This is a genomic window from Clostridium sp. UBA7339 (assembly GCF_002470865.1).
Lineage (GTDB): Bacteria > Bacillota > Clostridia > Clostridiales > Clostridiaceae > Clostridium_J > Clostridium_J sulfidigenes.
In genome coordinates, this window is sequence record NZ_DKPI01000010.1 from 1 (window position 1) to 23,305 (window position 23,305).

Sequence of the window (23,305 nt, forward strand, 5' to 3'; positions counted from 1 at the left end):
TCAAAGACCATTTGGTTTTCATCAATCTGCTGACTGACTACTTTTTAAATTTTATCACCATCATTTTGTTATGTCAATAACTTTTTAAACTTTTTTAAAACTTTTTTTCTTTAAATCCATCTTTAAAGTTATCTAGATTTGAACTTTGAAGTTCGCATCACTTAGTGACGAGATTTATAATATCATAGGGTTGGCTTTCACTTCTTAGCCTATGTGATTATATATATAAATTATCCTTTATTTTCTCTAAATTTCTTATTTTTTCTCTAATTTACATGCATTGATACACTTGGTTAAGTTTTTTAATTTATTTATGATATGGCCTATTTTACTAATTAATTATATGTTTTTCATCAGTAAAATCTTATAAACCACTCCGAGTATATAGATTTAGAATAAATAGTTACCTATATAAATTGAAAACTAGTTATATATATAACTAGTTAAATAGTTGTTCTATCCATGCGGGTTTCAAGGAAATTTCCTATTTGTATAACCAGATTACAATAGATATTAAAATGTGAAGTACAATAGTGTGTCATTATTACTTATAACTAACCTAACAAGCTAATATAATCTTCTTATAGTAAGCTTTACAAATCAATTGACATTATGATTTAAAAAGTAAATTCCTAGAAAACAGTAAATCAAAACTGCGTTCTAGGAATATATCTTTCTATTATTAGGTTAATATAAAGTATTATAGATATATATTTTTTTTAATAATGTTCTATTACTTTAAATTCTTAACCACTTCTTTAAACCTATTTCCTCTAATCTCAAAGTTTTCAAACATATCAAAACTTGTGCATGCCGGAGCTAATGCAACTATGTCTCCACTTACTGATATTTCTACTGCTTTATTTACAGCTTCTTCTAACGTATCAACCATATGAATATCAACATGGATACCTTTTTCATTTTTTAATTTGTCAAAAACTTTTTTAATTTGTTCCTTAGCTTCCCCAAGCAGGATCAATGATTTTATATATGGATATCCTTCATATGCTAATGGATCAAAAGGAACTTTTTTATCACGTCCTCCAGCAATTAATACTACCGGTTTTTCAAAAGCTTTTATACCTGCTAATGTTCTAGTAGGACTTGACGCTATAGAATTATTATAATATTCTACATCTCTATAGCTTCTTACAAATTCATTTCTATGTTCTACACCTTTAAAAGTAATTGCGACTTCTCTCATATACTTTACATCCACATCATCCACTATCAGAGCGAAGGCTGCCAATAAATTTTCTATATTATACATACCTTTAAGCAATACTTCACTTTTATTACATACCTTTTTACCTCTAGCAAAAAGAACTCCATCTTTATAATACGCTCCATTTTCTATAACACTATTCCTACTAAAAGTATAAAGACGCCCATTTTCTTCCCCTTTAATATTTCTTGTAACATCATTATCTTCATTTAACACCAACAGGTTATCTTTATTTTGATATTTAAATATATTCTTTTTGGAATCTATATATTCTTGTAAATCTATATGCATATCTAAATGATTAGGTGATAAATTTGTAATTAAAGCTACTTCTGGAGATGTATCCATAGTCATAAGTTGAAAACTTGATAACTCAAGAACAACCTTATCATCTGGTGATATTTCTTCTATTTTTGTGAATAATGGGGTACCTATATTCCCTCCAACCCAAGTTTTGAAACCAGCCGCACTTAAAATACTATATACTAAAGATGTAGTTGTTGTTTTTCCGTCGCTTCCTGTTATACCGTATATTTTAGCAGGACAATATCTTAAAAACTCCTCCATCTCGGATGTTATATATGCACCTTCATTTTTGGCTATAGTTAATTCTTTACTATCAATTCTCATAGATGGGGTTTTAAAGATAACATCAAAACCATGCAAATTAGATAGATATCCTTCTCCCAATTCAAATTTAACTCCTTTGCATTGATACTTGTCTACAACTTCTTTAAATTTTTCTATATTCTTTTTATCAAATGCAGTTACTTTAGCTCCTAAACCAACAAGGAAATCTATAAGTGGTATATTGCTTACCCCTATTCCTACTACTGCTACATTTTTATCCTTAATAAACTTCTTAAACTCACTAAAATTTCTTTTCATTCTTATTCCTCCAGTACCGCCATATATTAGCTTACTTCTATACTATAATTATATCACTACATCAGACTTAAAAAAACTCTATGAAAAATACTTATTCTATTTATTGCAAAAGTTCCCCTATTTTCTTTATTTTCGCCTATTTTCCCCTTCAATTCACTAACTTTCCAATGTTTTTTCAATTTAATTTATTATTTTTTTAAAAAAGCTATTGCTATGAGTTTTTTAATATGATATAATCTGTCTGTGCCGTAAGTAAAGGTGTTAAAACTTTTCCCCAAAGGTTTAACATTGCACATAACATATCCCCATGATTAAACCCTATTTTTTACCGGATGCAAATCCGGTTATTTTTTTATCCATTTATATAAATCTCCATTAATAAACCTTTAAATACAATATTCATTTAAATTTTAGACTACAATACATTTTTTAAACACCCTTAATTTATCATACCAATATATTTTTACTTTACATATTCAACTTGCTATATTCTTTACTATAAAATAACTCCAAGCAAATTAATGCCTAGAGCTATTTTAAATCTATATAGACTTCTATTAAAATTCCATTTTTTCTTCTATATAAGACACTAGATTACTTATTGGCATTCTTACTTGTTCCATAGTATCTCTATCCCTTACTGTAACACTCTCATCTTCTATAGTATCAAAGTCAATAGTAATACAGAATGGTGTTCCTATTTCATCTTCTCTTCTATATCTCTTTCCTATACTTCCAGCCTCATCATAATCCACATTAAACTTTTTAGATAATATTCCATATACATCAAGAGCCTTTTCACTTAATTTCTTACTAAGTGGAAGTACCGCAGCCTTAAATGGTGCTAATGCTGGATGAAGATGCATCACTGTTCTAACATCTCCACCTTCTAGTTCTTCTTCATCATAAGCTTCACACAAGAATGCTAATGCAACTCTATCAGCTCCTAATGATGGTTCTATACAGTATGGTACATATTTCTCATTAGTAGTTGGATCTAGATAAGATAGCTCTTCTCCTGAATGTTCCATGTGTCTTTTTAAGTCATAGTCTGTTCTATCAGCTATTCCCCAAAGTTCACCCCATCCAAATGGGAATAAAAACTCTATGTCACAAGTAGCATTACTGTAGAATGATAGTTCTTCTTTTTCATGATCTCTAAACCTTAGATTTTCCTTACCCATTCCTAAGTTAAATAAGAAATTCTTACAATATTCCTTCCAATATTCAAACCACTCTAAGTCAGTTCCTGGCTTACAGAAAAATTCAAGTTCCATTTGCTCAAACTCCCTTGTTCTAAAGGTAAAGTTACCTGGAGTAATTTCATTCCTGAAAGATTTACCTATTTGAGCTATTCCAAAAGGTACTTTCTTTCTTGATGTTCTTTGAGCATTTTTAAAGTTTACAAAAATACCTTGAGCTGTTTCTGGTCTTAAATATATTTCATTTTTACTGTCTTCAGTTATGCCTTGGAAAGTTTTAAACATAAGATTAAACTTTCTTATATCTGTATAATTCATTTTCCCACACTTTGGACAAACCACATTATGTTTTTCAATATATTCTTTATACTCTTCATTAGTCCATCCATCAGCTACAGCTACTTCTGCGCCTTCTGAAACCATATGATCTTCAACTAACTTATCAGCTCTAAATCTAGCCTTACATTCTTTGCAATCCATTAATGGATCAGAGAATCCACCTACATGACCTGTTGCTACCCAAACTTCTGGATTCATCAATATTGCACAATCCAAACCTATATTGTAAGGATTTTCTTGAACAAACTTTTTCCACCATGCTTTTTTAACGTTATTTTTAAATTCCACACCTAAAGGACCATAATCCCATGAATTCGCAAGTCCTCCATAAATTTCAGACCCAGAAAATATAAATCCTCTATTTTTACATAAAGCTACCATTTTATCCATAGTTAATTGTTTTGCCATGTTCATTACCTCCATCAATGTTTTTATTATTAATTGCAATTTACAAATTAATATTTGTAAATAAAAAAACTTTAACCAATTAAGGGACGAAATTAATCCGCGGTTCCACCCTTATTAGCTAAAGCTCATCTTTAAAATTTATCACTAACTCAAAAGCTCCCTTCATAATATTGATTTAATGATTTACACCCGCCATCATCTCTCTTTAAAATCTTTATTACTACTTTTCTTTATCATCGTTATTATTCAGTTTTTAATATTATTATCCTCACATCATATTATAATTCAAAATAAAATTAAAATATTATTTTGTTATATTGTTTACTATAACAAAATAAGCCGACTTAAAAGCCCGCCGTAAGTTATCTTATAAAAAATGGCTCCGCGAAGAGGATTCGAACCTCCAACCTATCGGTTAACAGCCGAGTGCTCCACCGTTGAGCTATCGCGGAATATTTAATTCATATCTAGATTATAGCATATTTAATGTAAATTTCAACACTATTTTATAAAATTAAAAAAATAATTTCTTTTGCTTACATTATATGAATACTTTAATATTTTATCCAAAAATCTTTTTAATATGCAATAATTATTTAATATCTCTTTAATTATATTATATATTAAATTAGCACCTTAACATTTTACCCAAAAATTATTTTAATATGTAATAATTTTTGGGTAAAATTAATTTTAAAATTATATATTATTGTAGAGGTTTCATTGTTGGGAATAGTATAACATCCCTGATGGATACTGAATCAGTTAAGAACATTACTATTCTATCTATACCAATTCCAAGTCCACCTGTTGGAGGCATTCCTACCTCAAGAGCACTCATGAATTCCTCATCAATTAGATAAGCCTCATCATCTCCAAGCTCTCTTTCTTTTGCTTGTTGTTCAAATCTTTGTCTTTGAACTATAGGATCATTTAGTTCTGAATAAGCATTACAAACTTCTCTACCATAAACAAATCCTTCAAATCTCTCAGTAAATGCTTCATTTCCACGTTTTTTCTTAGTTAATGGTGATATTTCTACTGGATAATCACAAAGGAATGTTGGTTGAATTAAATGTTCTTCGGCATATTCTTCAAATAAACCATTTAATATATCTGCCTTTGTACAATCTTTTAATTCCTTTATAAATTCTAAATGTTTTTCTTTTGCAATTTGTCTAGCTTCTTCATCTGTCTTAATTTCATTGAAGTCTACACCTGCATATTCCTTTACAGCATCAATCATAGTAATTCTTCTCCATGGTGGTGTAAAGTCTATTTCAGTTCCTTGATAATTTACTTTAGTGCTACCATGAACCTTCTCACAAGCATATGCAACTAATTCTTCTGTTATTTTCATCATATCGTTATAATCAGCATAAGCTTCATATAATTCTATCATTGTAAATTCCGGATTGTGTCTTATACTCATTCCTTCATTTCTGAAGTTTTTACCCATATCATATACTTTTTCAAGTCCACCAACTATACATCTTTTTAAGTATAACTCGGTAGCAATTCTTAAATACATATCTATATCTAAGGTATTATGATGAGTTACGAATGGTCTTGCAGCTGCTCCTCCAGCTATAGGAGATAAAATAGGAGTCTCCACTTCTAAGTATCCTCTATTATCTAAGAATTCTCTTACAGCTTTTATAATTTTTATTCTATTAATAAAAGTATCCCTTACATCTTTATTCATTACTAGGTCTACTTCTCTTTGTCTATATTTTAAATCTGGATTTTTAAGTCCATGCCATTTTTCTGGAAGTGGTTTTAATGATTTAGAAATTAAAGTTACTTTGCTAGCTTTAACAGAAGTTTCTCCTGTCTTTGTTACAAATGGTATACCCGTAACTTCTAAAAAATCACCTATATCAAAAGTTTTTGCATCTTTAAACTGTTCTTCTCCAACCCTATCAAGTCTTATATATACTTGCATTTTACCAGATCTATCATGAATATCGCAGAATCCAGCTTTTCCTTGAATTCTTTTAGACATAAGTCTTCCTGCAATTGTAACTTCTGTTTCTTGAAGTTCTTCATAGCTATCCTTTATTTCTTGAGCCTCATGAGTTCTTTCAACCTTATATACGTCAAAAGGGTCTTTTCCTTGGGCTTGAAGATCAGCTAGTTTTTGTCTTCTTATCATTACTTGTTCATTATATTCAGCTTCTTGAGCTTGTAATTGTTCATTATCTACTACAATTTCTTGTGAATTATCATTGTTAACTTCTGTAGCCATAGACCATTCCTCCTAGTTTTTCATTTATGATTATCTATTAATTTCCAATACTTTATACTTGTTAATTCCATCTGGAGTTGATACTTCTATAATGTCTCCTGTTCTTTTCCCCATAAGCGCATTTCCAACAGGGGACTCATCTGAAATTTTATTTTCATAAGGATCTACTTCAGCAGAGCCAACAAGATAAAATTCTATTTCTTCATCAAATTCATAATCAAACACTTTTACACTTGTTCCTATACTAACCATATCTTTAGGAATTTCACTTTCATCTACCACAGATGCATTTCTTAGCATATTTTCAAGTTGAATAATTCTTCCTTCAACAAATGCTTGCTCATTCTTTGCTTCGTCATACTCTGAATTTTCACTTAAATCTCCATATCCTAAAGCAACCTTTATCTTTTCTGTTATTTCCTTTCTCTTAACTGTTTTTAAGTACTCTAGCTCATCTTCAAGCTTCTTTATTCCTTCGTAAGTCATCACGTATTTTTTAGCTTCGCTCATTTTTCTCTCCCCTTCAATCTTACTAAATAATTCTATATCATTATAAATACTCAATTGTATCATATATAGTCTCTATAATCTTTGATTAATTATAAAACAGCTGCAATCCCTTGTCAATGAAGGTATATTTATATTAAAAATACCACTTTTCATAATTTAATTTATATTTTTCTAATAAATCATACATTTCATCATAGGATATAGCAGAGTTGATTTTATCTTTAATTTCGGTACAATTCCTTAATCCCTTAATATACCATGCTATATGTTTTCTCATTTCTCTTACAGCCTTATTTTCATCAAAGAACTTTACGGCTCTATTCAAATGAGTCATGCACATATCTATTCTTTCTACATCAGTAGGCCTCACTATATCATTTCCATCAATTCCTTGTTTTATCTCTTTAAATATCCAAGGATTTCCCATAGCACCTCTCGCTACCATTATACCATCACAATTAGTTTGTTTCCTCATATTTATAGCATCTTCTGCCTCGAAAATATCACCATTTCCAATGACAGGTATAGAAACAGCTTCCTTTACTTGCTTTATTATATCCCAATCCGCCTTACCTTCATACATTTGCTCTCTAGTTCTTCCATGCACCGTTATAGCATCTACTCCTGCATCTTCTAAATATTTAGCAAACTCCACAGCATTTATGTTATTTGAATCAAAACCCTTTCTAAACTTTACTGTAATAGGCTTATTTGTAGACTTCTTCATTTCTTTAACAATTTCGCCAGCAAGCTTAGGATTTTTCATCAAAGCAGAACCTTCTCCATTTTTAACTATCTTTGGTACTGGACATCCCATGTTTACATCTATAATAGCAACTCCATCCATACCTTGAATAGACTCACAAGCAAATGACATTATCTTTGGCTCACTTCCAAATATCTGTAATGCAACCGGCTTTTCTTCATCACTTATTCTCATAAGGGTTCCGGTATTTTTACTATTATAATATAACCCTTTTGCACTAACCATTTCTGTATAAACTAGTCCACATCCCATTTCTTTACATATACCTCTATATGCTATATCAGTAACTCCTGCCATAGGAGCTAGAAATACAGGATTTTCGAAGCTTATATTTGAAATTTTCATTCTATCACCTATTCTCTGTTCTTCTCGTATATAATTCTAAGTCCTTCTAAAGTTAAGAATGGTTCAACTTTATCTATAGATTTTGATCCCTCAGCTATAAGATTAGCAAGACCTCCTGTAGCTATTACCATAGGATTTTCCTCACCTAATGCTATCATTTCCTCTTTAATTTTACTTACGATAAAATCAACTTGACCTATATAACCATATACAATACCTGCTTGCATACTAGCTACTGTATTTTTGCAAATAACTGTTTCTGGTTTTATAAGCTCTACTCTTGGAAGTTTAGCAGCTCTTTGGAATAAAGCATCTGAGGATATTTTTATACCTGGCGATATAGTTCCGCCTATATAATCTCCATTAGCAGCTACTGCACAAAAAGTAGTCGCAGTACCAAAATCTATAATAACTAATGGTTTTTTATACATTTCATGAGCTGCTACTGCATTAACTATTCTATCTGCTCCTACTTCTTTAGGATTGTCATATTTTATATTTATTCCAGTTTTTATTCCCGGCCCTACTACTAGAGGTTTTTTGTTAAAAAACTTTCTAACCATATGTTCTAGGGAATACATTATATTGGGAACTACTGATGAAATAATAACTCCTGATATATCACTAACCTCTAGCTTGTTGTAAGCAAAAAGCTGTGCTACTTCTATCATATATTCATCAGAAGTTTTTCTATTATCTGTAGATAATCTCCACTCAACTATTAATTCCTCATTCTTATAAATACCTAATACTATATTAGTATTTCCTACGTCTAATACGAATATCATAATCATGTCACCTCTATATAATTAAAAGCAGCTTTTAAGCTGCTTTTTAAATGTTCCTAATTATTATAACACATTTAACACTTTAACTATATAATTTAATTAACTTTTTTAAGTTAATACTACTTAATGTGTTAATGAATTTTATGTAATACCACTCTAGACTACTCTATTATGTTTTATATTAGATTATTACTATTTATTATATCCAACTCATCTTTAAAAATCTCATATAATTCTTCTTTTAATGTTCCATCATCAGAATTATTCAAAATATTAAGATATAACTTTTTTAAATTTTCCTCTTTCTTGTTTATATAATTTCTTCTAATATTTTTTTCCTTATCCTCACCATTGAACATTGGCCCCTACCTCCCTATAATATTTTTTAAAGTCTTTACATGATTATTATGTCTTACAATAGAGTCCTGTGCCTTGTTGTCAATTTCTTGAACAGTTATGTTTGTCAGATAACTTTTATAACTTTTAATAATCTCATTTTCTTTTTCAATTAGAGATTGAATCATTATATCCTTCATAATAATCGCCTCCTTTTTTTTATTATTATCAAATAAAAAAGGGTATATACCTTTATTTTAAAAGTACATACCTTTTTTATAAACTATTTACAATTTAACTTAATATTAAGATCCGAATAAGGTTAATAATACACCCGCTGCAACTGCACTTCCTATAACTCCAGATACATTTGCTCCCATAGCATTCATAAGTAAGAAGTTAGTAGGATCTTCCTTTTGACCTACAACTTGAGAAACTCTAGCTGCCATAGGTACTGCTGACACTCCAGCAGATCCAATTAATGGGTTTATCTTACCTTTAGTTAATTTACACATGATTTTACCTACAAGTACTCCTCCTGCTGTAGCTACAGCAAAGGAAGCCACTCCAATTATAACTATTCCTATGGTTTTAGGATTTATAAAGGCCTCTGCTGTTGCAGTTGCTCCAACAGAAAGTCCAAGAAATATAGTAACTATATTTACTAGGGCATTTTGTGCAGTATCTGAAAGTCTTCCAACTACTCCAGACTCCTTAAATAAGTTGCCAAGCATTAACATTCCTATTAATGGCAATAAGGATGGTAATAATAAAGTTACCATTATAGTTACAACTATAGGAAATACAATCTTTTCTATTTGCTTAACTTGTCTAAGTTGTCCCATTTTTATTCTACGCTCTTCTTTAGTTGTAAGAGCCTTCATTATTGGTGGTTGTATAAGTGGCACTAGTGCCATATATGAATATGCTGCCACTGCAATAGGTCCTAGTAAATGTCCTGCTAGCTTATTAGTTAAGAATATAGCTGTAGGACCATCTGCTCCTCCTATAATTCCTATAGATGCAGCTTCTTGTGGTGTAAATCCAAAAAGAATAGCTACTCCAAAAGCAAAGAAAATACCAAATTGTGCCCCCGCTCCCATAAGTACACTAGATGGATTAGCAAGTAATGGGCCAAAATCCGTCATTGCTCCTACCCCTAAGAATATAAGCGGAGGGAATATTTCCCACTTAACTCCTCTTGATAAATAATATAACAATCCTCCTACTTCCTTACCTACTGGCTCAGCCATGATATTACCTAATGGTATGTTAGTAAGTAACATACCAAAGGCTATAGGTAATAACAAAAGAGGTTCAAATTTTTTACCAATTGCTAACCATATGAAAACTAAAGATACTCCTATCATCACTGCTTGCTGCCATGTTAAGGCCGCAAACCCAGAAGAGGCAAGCAAATCCTTAATTACTTCAAAAACATTCATTTAAGTTGACCTCCTATTATCCAATAACAGCTAATATATCTCCAGTATTAACTGCGGCTCCTTGTGTTACATTTATCTCTACTACAATTCCATCTGCTGGAGCCATTATTTCATTCTCCATCTTCATAGCTTCAAGTACAAAGAGAACCTCTCCTTGTTTAACTGTTGCCCCTTTAGTTGCAAGTACCTTAACTATTGTTCCCGGCATTGGTGCTTCTACCTTTGCACCATCTGCTGTTGATGCAACTGGTGATGCAGCTGGAGCTTGTGCTGGAGTTGATGATGCCACTGGAGCTACTGGTTGTGTTGGTTGTACCGGTTTTGCTGATGCTATTGGTTCTACTGCTGCTACTGGTGTAGCAAATTCACCCTTTACCTCTTCTACTTCTACTTGATATAAACTTCCATTAACTGTAACATTATACTTTTTCATACGAAATATCCTCCTAACAATGCTTCTATTTAATAGAAGCACTTCTCCAACTTGAATTATTATTAATCCTTTTTATACTCTTTATATTTAGTTCATCTAGTGGTTTACCAGTATGAGCAGATAGTGATGCCATTATAGCTGCTACTAACTCATATTCTTTATTAATATCTACTGCTTGCACAGTGTTATCAACTTCACTTACCGTAATTGATTCTTCTTTAGGCTCATCATTAGTATTGGATTTCTTTTTATAATCTCTTCCTAATAAAAAGCTCTGTAACTTAATTATTAGCATAAGTGCTATTAATACTCCAAACACTATTATCATAGCAATGGCAGATACACCTAATGCAAAGGATAAATTATCTAGAGTGAAGTTTCTGAATAATGTTTCTTTCATATCTTATTCCTCCTAAACTAGTGTACTACCATGTGTTTTAGGATATTTTAATTCTCTTTTACTTTGTAACATATCTAGCATAGCAAATATCCTTTGCTTGCTTTCGCTTGGTTTTATTACATCATCTATAATTCCCATTTTAGCTAAATTATATGGAGTTGTTACTTCATCATAATATTTAGCAATTACATCTTTTTCCCCTTGTTTATGATCCTCTGAGTTAAATATCTCATCTCTGTGTAATCCTTTTATATATTCTTCTGGATTTGTTAAACATACCTTTGCTGTTGGCCAAGCCATTGTAACATCAAAAGCTGATTCTCTTGAAGCCAATACTTCATATCCAAGGCCATATGCTTCCCCAATAACTAAAGAAACCTTTGGAACTGAAGCATCAATTAACGAATACATAAGCTTTCCTATATTTTTAGCAAGTCCATTATTTTCTTCTTCTAAAGAAACTGATGCTCCTTTGGTATCTACTAAACTTAAAATTGATATGTTGAAACTGTCACATAATTTTACAAAACTTGCAACTTTATTTGCTCCTAAATTATCAATTTCTTTATTGCTAGAGTTTAATATAACTCCAACTGTCAAACCGTTGATTTTTCCCAGTACAGTTCTAAAGTTTGCAGCAAATCCTCCATATATCTCTATAATACTATCTACATCAGTTATAGTATTTAATATTTCATCTAAGGAATAACTGTCCTTTTCAACCATTTCATCAAGATTTAGCTTACTTAAATTTAAATTTAAATCTTCATTACTAACAGTAGGTAATTCTAAATTATTTGATGGCATATAAGAAATTATATTTCTCACAACTTGGAATGCTTCTTCTTCAGTAGCAGTATTTATGTGCGCATTACTATTTTTATTAGCACTTACTCCATTGCTCACCATTGATTTATCCACATATTTACCTTCTTTTTCAGTAAGCTTCCCTAAAGAAGATACACTTAAATCGCTTATTTCATCTACAGCAACCACTATATCACTCATTGTACCAATTAATGATGTTATCCCATTACAAGGACCACAAATAATTGATATTCTTGGAACTACACCACTTAACTTAGCATACTTATTTAAAACTAATCCATAGGAACCAAGTAATTCTATTCCTTCATTTAATTTTCCACCTATGGAATCAATAACTTGAACTACAGGAGCACCTATTTTAGCAGCATTATCAAGAATATTTATTATTTTTCTTCCCATAGCTTTTGTAAAAGTTCCACCTTCAACTGTATAGTCACAACTATATATAAATACTAGTCTACCATTTACAGTTCCGTGACCAGTAATTACACCGGCTCCATTGTCTAAAACAAGAGCACCAATTTCTACAAATGTTCCTTCATCTAATAATGCAAGAACTCTTTCTCTCGCTGTAAGTTTATTTAGGTTGTGTTGCATTTGCAATTGACTATCTCCACCACCTAAATGTGATGTCTCTTTAAGCGAATTAAACACTTCAAGTTTATTCATTTTACTGCCTCCTGACATATTAACTTTACCGTATATAATAATAACACATTTAACACCATTTGTATATATTCATTGCAAGTTTTAATTCATTTTTCTGTGAATTTCTTATTTAAAAATTTCTACAATTTAGATAATCTTAGTTATAGTATTCTGTTTAAATAAATTTTAATTCCTCTCTATTAAAATTTATAAAAAAAACTAATCCTATTAAAATCATAGGATTAGTAAATAAATTTTAATTTTTAATTATATCTGATTAATTATTAAACTAATTAATATATAATCTAATTTAAATTTAAAGAATTTAGAATAGACCTTCTATAGTTCCATCTTCATGAATATCTATTTTATTTGCAGCAGGAACCTTTGGAAGCCCCGGCATAGTCATTATAGTTCCTGTTAAAGCAACTATAAAACCTGCTCCATTTGATAATTTAACTTCTTTTACAGATATATTAAATCCTGTTGGTCTTCCTAATAAAGCAGGATTGTCTGAAAGAGAATTTTGAGTTTTAGCTACACAGATAGGTACTTTATGAAGTCCTAATTTTTTGATTTCACTAATCTGTTTTTTAGCCGATGCTGTAAACTCAACATCATCTGCTCCATAGATTTCCCTTGCAATAACTTTTATTTTTTCTTTAATGTCGAGTTCTTCATTATATAATACTTGGAATTTACTTTCTTTATTTTTAATAGTTGAAACAACTTTATTAGCTAAGTCTTTTCCACCTTCTGCTCCTTTTTCCCAAACTTCGGTCAAAGATACTTCTACACCCTTAGCTTTACAGAACTCTTCTATGAACTTAACTTCTTCATCACTATCTGATATGAATTTGTTTATAGCCACAACTACTGGAACATTAAATTTTTGTATGTTTTCTATTTGTTTCTCTAAATTCACAACACCTCTAGATAATGCTTCTACATTTGGAATATTTAATTCATCTTTTTTAACTCCACCATGATGTTTTAATGCACGAATTGTTGCAACTATAACTACGCAGTTTGGTTTTAATCCTCCATACCTACATTTAATATCAAAGAATTTCTCTGCTCCTAAATCTGCGCCAAATCCTGCTTCAGTAATAGCATAATCTCCTAGCTTTAACGCCATTTTAGTTGCAAGTATACTGTTACAACCATGAGCAATATTTGCAAACGGCCCTCCATGAATTATTGCTGGCGTATTATCTAATGTTTGTACTAGATTAGGTTTTATAGCATCTTTCATTAGCATAGCCATTGCACCTTGAACTTTTAAATCTTTACAATATATTGGATTTCCATCAAGGTCATATGCCACAAGTATTTTCCCAAATTTCTCCTTAAGATCCATAAGATTGTTAGATAAACATAGTATTGCCATAATTTCAGATGCAACAGTAATTGTGAATCCATCTTCTCTTAAAAATCCATTAGGTTTACCACCCATACCAACTACTATATCTCTAAGAGCTCTATCATTCATATCTAAAACTCTTTTAAATATAATTCTTCTTGAATCTATTCGAAGTTCATTTCCTTGATGAATATGATTATCTATAGCTGCTGATAACAAATTGTTTGTTGTTGTAATAGCATGCATATCTCCTGTGAAATGAAGATTTATATCTTCCATTGGTACTACTTGAGCGTATCCGCCACCAGCAGCACCTCCCTTAACTCCGAAAACTGGCCCTAATGAAGGTTCTCTTAATGCTATAACAGCATTTTGGCCTAAACTGCAAAGTGCTTGACCAAGTCCTATAGTTACTGTAGATTTTCCTTCTCCTGCTGGAGTTGGATTAATTGCTGTAACTAATATAAGTTTCCCATCACCCTTATCTTTTCTATTTGCAAGAACATCTAGGGATATCTTTGCTTTATACTTTCCATAAAGATCTAAATCATTTTCAGTTAAACCTAATGTTTTTCCTACCTCTAAAATTGGTATCATCTTTGAACTTTGAGCAATTTCAATATCAGTTTTCATAAATTAACCTCCCAAGTATTATATTTATTTGTTTTATTTTTTTCAAAATTCAGAAATAAATTAAGCTATGATAACTATAAATATAGTTGTCTCAATAGTTTCTTCAATACGCTTCTATTTTCAAGTTCATTATAACATAATTACTTTTATAAAAAAAGCACAGCAATAGCTGTGCTTTTAAAACAATGTATTAACTTTCTTTATATGTGTTACTCTCATTATTTGAAATTTCTTCTATCTGATTTTCATCTGTTGACACTTCATCATTAAGAGCTTCTACATTCCAATCCTTAAACTTATCATTAGAACTAATACTATTTTCTTCTACAGGAATATCATTTTCCTCTTTCGGAGAATCTACCACTACTTTTTCCGCATCAAATTCTGCAAGAGTTTTTCCTTCCATTATTGCATTAAATTCTTCCGCAGTAAGCTTTTCTCTTTCAAGTAGAGCTTTTGCAACATCATGAAGTTTATCTATATTCTCTTTAAGAATAGTTTCTGTTCTCTCATAAGCCTCATCAATTAAAGCTTTAATTTCTCTATCTATCTTAGATGCAACCTCTTCAGAGAAATCTCTTGTTCTTCCAAAGTCTCTTCCCATGAATACTTCACCATCATCTTTTCCAAAAGATATAGGTCCTAGAGCATCTGTCATACCATATTCCATAACCATCTTCTTAGCTATTGATGTAGTTCTATCTATATCATTTTTAGCTCCTGTACTTATGTCTCCAAGAATTAACGCTTCAGCAACTCTTCCACCTAAAAGACCAACCATATCATCTCTAAGCTTAGACTTAGATGTATATGCAGTATCTTCATTAGGTAGATGTAAAGTATATCCTCCTGCCATACCTCTTGGAATAATACTAATTTCATGTACAGCATAAGAATTAGGTAAGTATTTAGATACTACTGCGTGACCCGCTTCATGATATGCAGTTAAATTCTTATCTTTCTCACTAATAACTCTAGACTTCTTTTCTGGTCCAGCCATTACTCTAGTTATAGACTCTTCTAACTCTTCCATAGTAATAACTTTTCTTCTAGCTCTAACAGTTAATAAAGCAGCTTCATTCATTAGATTTTCAAGGTCTGCCCCAGTAAATCCTGGTGTTCGCTTTGCAAGTATTTTTAATTCTACATCTTCATTCAAAGGTTTATTCTTAGAGTGAACTTTTAATATTTCTTCTCTTCCTTTAACATCAGGCACACCAACAACTATCTGTCTATCAAATCTACCTGGTCTTAAAAGAGCTGGGTCTAAAATATCTGGTCTATTTGTAGCAGCTACCATTATTATGCCTTCATTTACACCAAATCCATCCATTTCAACAAGAAGTTGGTTTAATGTTTGCTCTCTTTCATCATGGCCTCCACCCATACCAGCACCTCTTTGTCTACCTACAGCATCAATTTCATCTATAAAAATTATACAAGGAGAGTTCTTTTTCGCTTGTTCAAATAAATCTCTAACTCTTGAAGCTCCAACTCCCACAAACATTTCAACGAAATCTGACCCTGATATACTGAAAAACGGAACTCCAGCTTCTCCAGCTACTGCTTTTGCTAAAAGAGTTTTTCCTGTTCCCGGAGGACCAACTAATAGTACTCCTTTTGGAATTCTAGCTCCTACTTCCATATATCTCTTAGGATTTTTAAGAAAATCTACTATTTCTTCGAGCTCTTGCTTTTCTTCATCAGCTCCAGCTACATTTTTAAAGGTAACCTTTTTATCACCTTCTAAAGGTACAGCCATCTTAGCTTTACTTTTACCAAAGCTCATAACCCCACGGCCGCCTCCGCCACCGCTTCCATTAGATTGATTCATAAACATTACCCAAAATAGCACTACCATTCCTATCACAAGAAGCGTAGGTAAAATTCTCATCCAAACTGGAACTGTAGCAGGTGGATCATATTTTTCATTCATATTAGGGTTTGGATTTTCTTTAAGTATTTGAGAATACCTGGATTGTAAAATATTTACACTGAATTCAGTACCATCACTTAATTTACCCCTTACTGATGTACCATCAGATGATGTTTGTATGGCTGATACTTGTTTTTGTTGCATATATTTTTCAAATTCTGTTACACTTATTTCTTTTAAAGTTCCTGTACTATCGAATAATGATAGTGCAGAAAATATAACTAGTATTAATACTAAAAACCAAATTGTTGCACTAGAAATTTTTTTCATTTAAAGCCCCCCTCTCTCTACGGTTCAATATCACTAAAAATTCTATCATATGAGTTTTTCCTTTACAACATCAATAATATTAATTATTAATGAACTACTATTCTATTCTATTTTAAAAATAAATAAGATTATATCTATATAGTATAAAACTTTACTACTTCATATATACGTGTTCATCTAATATTCCTATATAAGGAAGATTCCTATAAATTTCAGCATAGTCAAGACCATATCCTACTAAGAAATAATCCGGAACATCAAAACCAAGATACTTAACATCTAGTTCTTCCTTTCTTCTTTCAGGTTTATTAAGTAAACAAGCTATTTCAAGACTCCTTGGATTTCTAGCACCTAAGTATTTCATAAGATATTTAAGAGTTACTCCACTATCTATAATATCTTCTACTATCAACACATCCTTACCTTTTATTTCAAAATCTAAATCCTTTATTATTTTTACTATTCCTGAAGATTGTGTAGCGTCTCCATAGCTAGATACAGCCATAAAATCCATCTTACATGGTATAGTTATGTTTTTCATTAAATCAGACATAAACATTACTGAACCCTTTAGAATACCAAGTACAATTAAATCTCTCCCTGCATATTCCTTTGATATTTCAGCCCCTATTTCTTTAATTTTTTCTGTCAAAACCTCTTCAGTTAATAAAACTTCTTTAATGTCCTTATTCATGTTTTTCCTGCCTTTCCACACTTACTTCTATAATTTTTTTTATTCCTTCATGGATTTTAAATTTATCACTTATTTTATATCCTATTATCCATGAAATATCTTCATCAAAACAAAGCAGAGGCACAAAATCTCTTTCTTCTCTTGGAATCTTTAAGTCTATAAATATGTCCTTTAACTTCTTACTACCTTTCAGCCCAAGAGGAGAAAATCTATCCCCATTTCTTCTAAATCTTAATGTTATATGTTTTATATTAGTACCATTAAAATATTTTATGTTATCATTAGATTTAAAATTCATTTTTTTGTCACTATCTATATATCTTATATATACTTTAAGTCCTAGCTCTTCAATATAATTATTACCCATATTAAGATTTATAATAGTATCTATATCAACTTTACATTGTTTTTTTTGCCTTGTTATTTCAATATTGCCGTATACATTCTTGATTAATATTTCTTTTGGAACAATTGTAAACTTTCCTGTACCAGATTTTTGTAAGTTTATAATATTATCGATATGTATGCTTTGAATATTATTTATATCCCCTTTGACTTCTAATAGAGCTTTTCTTATCACTCTACTTACTAAAGATGGATGAAGATAAAATACATCTTTATATATTATAACCTTATCTTCTCCTATATCACAATATTTTTGAAAAACTTTGATTGCATTTTCTTGAATATAATCCTCATCACGTTTGATAAGTTCACACATTCTATTTAAGGTTGTAATTATATCCGCGTTAAAGTTTTGTTGTATATAAGGTATCAACTCTAATCGGATCTTGTTTCTTGAATATATAGGCTCATAATTTGTTTGATCTATTCTAGCCGGAAGATTGTTTTCTTTACAGTAACCCTCGATTTCTTGTCTGCTCACATTTATTATCGGTCTTATATATACTTTATCTCTTACAGGTTTAATTCCTATAAGCCCTTCTATTCCAGTTCCTCTCATTAACCTCATAAGTACTGTTTCTGCTTGATCATTAACATTATGAGCTAATGCAACTTTATTTGCATTAAGCTTTTTTAGAAGCTCTTCAAAAAATTCATATCTAGCATCCCTACCAGCCATCTCTGTGGAGATGTTGTTTTCACAAGCTATTAAATTTATATCTACAGACTTGCTAAAGAATTCAATTTGATTTTCTTTGCAAAACCTTCTACAAGTAGCTTCATCCTCATCTGATTCACTACCTCTTAACATATGATTCACGTGAGCTGCATATAGTTTTATATTATAATCATTCATTAATGTAGACAAAACATGCAATAAACTTATAGAGTCAGGACCTCCAGATAATGCAACTATAACTTTGTCTCCTTTATTTAACATTCCATTTTCTTCAATAGTTTTGATAACTTGATTTCTCATACTATTATTATGTACTTTCGGCCACTCTTTATCTCCCATAAAAACACTTCCTAAAAATATAGTTTTAAGTCATAATATCATAAATGTAAGAATTTTAAAACAAATATAATAAAAAAATGAAGAAATGTTTACACACCTCTTCACTTTTTTATTATAACCATTATAAATTAGCTATAATTAACTTTCCAATTTACTTAATCCAAATTAAGCTGTGTGAACTCTAGAAACCATAACTGTCATATCATCCTTAACCTTATTTTTTCCTATTCTCTTCGCTTCATTAATTATACCCTTAGATAGTTCCTCTGGACTCACATTATCATTTCTACATAAATAATCCAATATCCAATCTATCTTTCCACTAGATTCTTCATCACAGTCTGTAACTCCATCTGTTAACATAACAATCAAATCACCATTTTTTACTTTCTTACTATGAATTTCTATATCTGCTTCATCTAGTATTCCAATAGGTAAACTTCTAGATTTAATAATATCTATGGTATCACCACTCTTTACAATACTAGCTACTGCTCCCACCTTCATAAAATCTACTTCTCCACTATACAAGTCAATTGCACTTAAGTCTACTGTAGAGAATTTTTCATCCTCTGAAAATTTAAGGCTCATTATAGAATTAACTGTATTTATAGCTGTAGTTCTGCTAAAGCCCGCACTTGTAAATTTCTCAATTAATTCAACTACAGCCTTACTTTCTCTTCCTGCCTGTGGACCTGAGCCCATTCCATCACTAATAACCATCATGTAACTACCATCATATCCTTCTCCAAAGTTAAAATTATCTCCAAAGATAGTTTGTCCATCTTTGCATGCCCTAGATACGCTAGTAGTTACTCCAAACTTAGGTACTTCTTCAAACATAGCTGTACACTTATTAGTAATAGGATTAATCTTACAACCGTCGGCTTTTAATTTCATTTTATAATCTACACAGTCATTAATTAAAGGTAGTATTTTTTTTATACATAAATTTCTTCCATTGCAAGAATTACAGGTTATCTGTATATTCAATCTTTCATTCTTGTCTTTTATTGCAAATACATCATCAGCTTCTATATCGTACTTTTCAAGAATTCTCATAATCTTTTTTTCTGAATCTTTATCTTCATTAAAGTCTGCTGAAAACTCTTCCATAATCTCATCTACAGACTTAGCCATGTTATTGAATTGATTTGCAATTAGCTCTCTGCCCTCCGCTAATCTACTTCTCCACATTTCACTTATAATAAATTTATTTATTATATCTTCTGTATTTCTTATTAGCGAAGCCTTCCTTATACATTTCTTTTCTAATAACTGTGGAAAAATGTTAGTTTTATTCTGAGCACTTTCTAAAAGTTCTCCAAAAGCCTTATAGGTATTTATCATTTCTCTTCCCCAACATATTCCACATGTATCACAGCTATTACATACTCTATTAGCTAAATTCTCTATAAGCCCACTACTTTTAGTACTCATATCTAACTTATCATTATCAGCTAAATTATTCAACGTACCAGCCATATTTAGAAGCACTTCAGAAAATTTATCTAACCTATCTGTGAAAATTCCTTTTACTTTATTAGCATATCCTTCTTCGTATCTTTTGCTTTTTTTCTCTACATCTAACTCCCCAGATATAGTTTCATATATACAATTAGGTATAACTATAAATAACGCTGTAGATAAAATCCCTTCTGCCAATATAAATTGTGAAATTCCTTCAGGTATATAAGTAGCTATATAAATCTTCATTATGCAAAATACGATAAATGATGCTAAAGACGAAATCAACTTTCCACCTTCTCTAAATATCCCTGAAGTCAAGGCGCATACTCCCAATACTGTTGCATAACCAAAAATATTCTGACTAGACATTCCCACAATTACACCCATCGCAATTCCTGCTGTAGCACCTATGCTTGTACCACAAACATAACCTATAATAGATACAACGGCAATGCTTAATACACTTAAAATTGATATATTGAAAACTTTAATACCCCAAGTACCTGCAATTATTAAAGCTATTAATATACTCATAGAAACTATTTCTTCATTTGAAAATAAATGCTTTGTTCTTATGTTTTTAAAACTATTAATACTATACTCCAGTATTAAGTAAACAGGTATTATGCTTACTCCTTCTAATGCAGTATTTCCAAGTGCCAACAGTAGTGTATACTGATTCACTAACATAGTATATGCAAAAATCATTATTAAAGTTGCTCCTATAATAACAAACTTTTTAATATTCCTTTTTATAAAACTATTTAAAATTAAACATATTATAACCAAAGTTGGAACTATAGTTATATACATTAAGGAATTCTCTACTACACCTATTGTAGTTATGTAGCCCAATATAGATCCCAGTCCAACAAATAAAGATAATTTGTTATCCTCTAAGAATAGTATTGTAAGTAAAAATGCAATCCCAAAAGGTGCAGATTTGTTTATCATTATTACTCTACTAACTAATATAGCAACACAGAAAAACACAATACTCTTCGCTACTATTTTTGCTCCGTCACCATCCCTATCATTACTAATAACCATACTGCTCTTTACTCTTTTATACGTCCTAATATTTTCTCCATATTGCATAATAATTTCACCCACCTGTATTTTTTTTACAGGTTAATTATATCAATACCCATTGGAAATAAATGTAATTTAATGGAGGCTCGCATAAGGAAATTTATTACAATAAACTCCATTTTACCTCTGTTTTCATTTTTAGTTTATGGTTCTAAATTATTAAGTTATTCCGCTCATAGTATGACTTTAGTAAATTTATACCTCTTAATTTTCTTATCTTCGTATATTATATTTTTATGTCATGAATAATAATTATAAAAGGTTTCATGGGGAAAATATTTTTCATATAAATATAATTAATTAATATACTTATATTTATATTCATTTTTGAAATCTATTTATAAATTCAATTCATTAAACTTTATTATAAATTAAATAATCTTATTTAAAAGAAAAAAGTGGATTGAATATATATTCAATCCACTTTTATGGTTGCGGGGGCAGGACTTGAACCTACGACCTTCGGGTTATGAGCCCGACGAGCTGCCAACTGCTCCACCCCGCGTTATTTGGTGCTGAAGACCGGAATCGAACCGGTACGGTGTTTAACCACCGCAGGATTTTAAGTCCTGTGCGTCTGCCAGTTCCGCCACTCCAGCATTTGTGTCATCACCTTTCAGCGACAATATTTATTATATGGTATATTATTAACTATGTCAACAGTATTTATATAGTTTTTTATATTTTTTATTTATTTCTTCTTCACTTATTATAACTAAATGTTAAAAAAGCTAGGGTTTAATTTAACTGACATTAAAATAAATAAGAGTGCTTAAAAAGCACTCTTTAATCCTTTCGGTATAAAGCTTAATTATATCCTTTTCTGCTATATCCTCTACCTTTTCCACCATCTTGGTGTTTTTTAAGATCTTGAAATCTTTCTTCACTATCTTTTAAGAATTTTGACATCCTGTCTTCAAAACTTCCTGAACTTGTAGTTTTAGATTTTTCCTTTTCCCAATCTATATCTACGGGTTTAAAAGATTTTTTTGGTGTACCAGCTTGCTTTATGGATAAGCTCATCTTACCATTATCATCTACAGAAATGACTTTAACTTTAACCACATCATTTTCTTTTAAATGATCATGTACATTCTTAACAAATACATCAGATACTTCCGATATATGAACTAAGCCTGTTTTCCCTTCCACTTCAACAAATGCACCAAAGTTTGTGATATTAACTACTTTACCTTCTATAATGCTTCCAGCCTTTAAGGTCATATTGAAAAGACCCTCCTTAAATTTATAATTTAAATTTATATATACTATAACTAATAATAATTAGTCATAGTAACTTTCACTTTATTTACTGTCTATTACAGGAGATTCTCCTTCTTTAATTAACCCAAGCTTTTCCCTTGCAAGTTTTTCTATATACCGACTATCTTGTGATAGTTTAATCTCATCCTGTAACTTTTGATTCTTTTCTTGTGCTGCTTGTAACTCCGAAGTATAGTTATCAATATCTTTATGTTGTCTAAACATTATTATTTGTTGATTTATAAATGTAAAGCCTACGTAAAGAGCTATAAGTAAAAGACCTATCTTTTTTATGCTGAATTTCTTCATATCGATTTTCCTTCCTTATTACAAATAGTAACATGTCATAGGT

General features: G+C 30.6%; 20 protein-coding genes, 3 tRNA genes and 1 other annotated feature. All 23 genes read right to left on the minus strand.

Annotated elements, in window-relative coordinates:
• Window positions 1–733: 733 nt before the first annotated feature.
• Window positions 734–2,113, minus strand: a complete 1,380-nt coding sequence (gene murD, locus B2S02_RS10570) for a UDP-N-acetylmuramoyl-L-alanine--D-glutamate ligase (RefSeq protein ID WP_346920692.1) — start codon at window positions 2,111–2,113, stop codon at window positions 734–736.
• Between the two features lie 56 nt (window positions 2,114–2,169).
• Window positions 2,170–2,292 carry a hypothetical protein gene (locus B2S02_RS10575; RefSeq protein ID WP_346879129.1) on the minus strand — a complete coding sequence of 41 codons (123 nt, stop codon included), beginning with the start codon at window positions 2,290–2,292 and terminating at the stop codon, window positions 2,170–2,172.
• 378 nt (window positions 2,293–2,670) lie between these two features.
• The gene (locus B2S02_RS10580) at window positions 2,671–4,062 is read right to left on the minus strand and encodes a glycine--tRNA ligase (RefSeq protein ID WP_346848868.1); all 1,392 of its coding nucleotides are present in this window, start codon (window positions 4,060–4,062) and stop codon (window positions 2,671–2,673) included.
• A 79-nt stretch (window positions 4,063–4,141) separates the two neighbouring features.
• Window positions 4,142–4,308 (minus strand) — a binding site (T-box leader).
• Between the two features lie 131 nt (window positions 4,309–4,439).
• A tRNA-Asn gene (locus tag B2S02_RS10585) sits at window positions 4,440–4,514 on the minus strand.
• Between the two features lie 254 nt (window positions 4,515–4,768).
• On the minus strand, window positions 4,769–6,274 hold the full coding sequence (gene lysS, locus B2S02_RS10590) for a lysine--tRNA ligase (protein ID WP_414632264.1): 1,506 nt from the start codon (window positions 6,272–6,274) through the stop codon (window positions 4,769–4,771).
• 66 nt (window positions 6,275–6,340) lie between these two features.
• Window positions 6,341–6,820, minus strand: a complete 480-nt coding sequence (gene greA / locus B2S02_RS10595) for a transcription elongation factor GreA (RefSeq protein ID WP_346848858.1) — start codon at window positions 6,818–6,820, stop codon at window positions 6,341–6,343.
• Window positions 6,821–6,953: 133 nt separating this feature from the next.
• Window positions 6,954–7,931: a tRNA dihydrouridine synthase DusB gene (gene dusB / locus B2S02_RS10600; protein WP_346879127.1), complete on the minus strand. Its 978-nt coding sequence runs from the start codon at window positions 7,929–7,931 to the stop codon at window positions 6,954–6,956.
• Window positions 7,932–7,939: 8 nt separating this feature from the next.
• Entirely contained in the window at window positions 7,940–8,719 is a 780-nt protein-coding gene (locus tag B2S02_RS10605; protein WP_035130756.1) for a type III pantothenate kinase, read from the minus strand.
• A 176-nt stretch (window positions 8,720–8,895) separates the two neighbouring features.
• Window positions 8,896–9,078: a hypothetical protein gene (locus tag B2S02_RS10610; RefSeq protein ID WP_346848856.1), complete on the minus strand. Its 183-nt coding sequence runs from the start codon at window positions 9,076–9,078 to the stop codon at window positions 8,896–8,898.
• 6 nt (window positions 9,079–9,084) lie between these two features.
• A complete protein-coding gene (locus tag B2S02_RS10615) occupies window positions 9,085–9,255 on the minus strand; it encodes a hypothetical protein (protein WP_346879126.1) in 171 nt (56 codons plus the stop codon).
• A 105-nt stretch (window positions 9,256–9,360) separates the two neighbouring features.
• Window positions 9,361–10,500, minus strand: a complete 1,140-nt coding sequence (locus B2S02_RS10620; protein ID WP_346920693.1) for a sodium ion-translocating decarboxylase subunit beta — start codon at window positions 10,498–10,500, stop codon at window positions 9,361–9,363.
• A gap of 16 nt (window positions 10,501–10,516) precedes the next feature.
• A complete protein-coding gene (locus B2S02_RS10625; protein WP_346879124.1) occupies window positions 10,517–10,933 on the minus strand; it encodes a biotin/lipoyl-containing protein in 417 nt (138 codons plus the stop codon).
• 25 nt (window positions 10,934–10,958) lie between these two features.
• Window positions 10,959–11,333 (minus strand): OadG family protein, encoded by a 375-nt coding sequence (locus tag B2S02_RS10630; protein ID WP_346848853.1) that lies wholly within the window; start codon window positions 11,331–11,333, stop codon window positions 10,959–10,961.
• A 12-nt stretch (window positions 11,334–11,345) separates the two neighbouring features.
• Complete coding sequence (locus B2S02_RS10635) at window positions 11,346–12,830, minus strand: carboxyl transferase domain-containing protein (protein ID WP_346848852.1); 1,485 nt, start codon at window positions 12,828–12,830, stop codon at window positions 11,346–11,348.
• Between the two features lie 304 nt (window positions 12,831–13,134).
• Entirely contained in the window at window positions 13,135–14,805 is a 1,671-nt protein-coding gene (locus tag B2S02_RS10640) for a formate--tetrahydrofolate ligase (protein ID WP_346920694.1), read from the minus strand.
• A gap of 190 nt (window positions 14,806–14,995) precedes the next feature.
• A complete protein-coding gene (gene ftsH / locus B2S02_RS10645; RefSeq protein ID WP_346848850.1) occupies window positions 14,996–17,011 on the minus strand; it encodes an ATP-dependent zinc metalloprotease FtsH in 2,016 nt (671 codons plus the stop codon).
• A gap of 154 nt (window positions 17,012–17,165) precedes the next feature.
• Complete coding sequence (gene hpt, locus B2S02_RS10650; RefSeq protein WP_346848849.1) at window positions 17,166–17,705, minus strand: hypoxanthine phosphoribosyltransferase; 540 nt, start codon at window positions 17,703–17,705, stop codon at window positions 17,166–17,168.
• On the minus strand, window positions 17,698–19,128 hold the full coding sequence (tilS, locus tag B2S02_RS10655; RefSeq protein ID WP_346848848.1) for a tRNA lysidine(34) synthetase TilS: 1,431 nt from the start codon (window positions 19,126–19,128) through the stop codon (window positions 17,698–17,700). The genes hpt and tilS overlap by 8 nt, the downstream gene beginning before the upstream one ends.
• Before the next feature lie 165 nt (window positions 19,129–19,293).
• Complete coding sequence (spoIIE, locus tag B2S02_RS10660) at window positions 19,294–21,696, minus strand: stage II sporulation protein E (protein WP_346876361.1); 2,403 nt, start codon at window positions 21,694–21,696, stop codon at window positions 19,294–19,296.
• A 423-nt stretch (window positions 21,697–22,119) separates the two neighbouring features.
• A tRNA-Met gene (locus B2S02_RS10665) sits at window positions 22,120–22,195 on the minus strand.
• A 5-nt stretch (window positions 22,196–22,200) separates the two neighbouring features.
• A tRNA-Leu gene (locus tag B2S02_RS10670) sits at window positions 22,201–22,289 on the minus strand.
• A 208-nt stretch (window positions 22,290–22,497) separates the two neighbouring features.
• Entirely contained in the window at window positions 22,498–22,914 is a 417-nt protein-coding gene (locus tag B2S02_RS10675; RefSeq protein WP_035132487.1) for a S1 domain-containing RNA-binding protein, read from the minus strand.
• 81 nt (window positions 22,915–22,995) lie between these two features.
• On the minus strand, window positions 22,996–23,262 hold the full coding sequence (locus tag B2S02_RS10680; RefSeq protein ID WP_035132490.1) for an FtsB family cell division protein: 267 nt from the start codon (window positions 23,260–23,262) through the stop codon (window positions 22,996–22,998).
• Window positions 23,263–23,305: the final 43 nt, after the last annotated feature.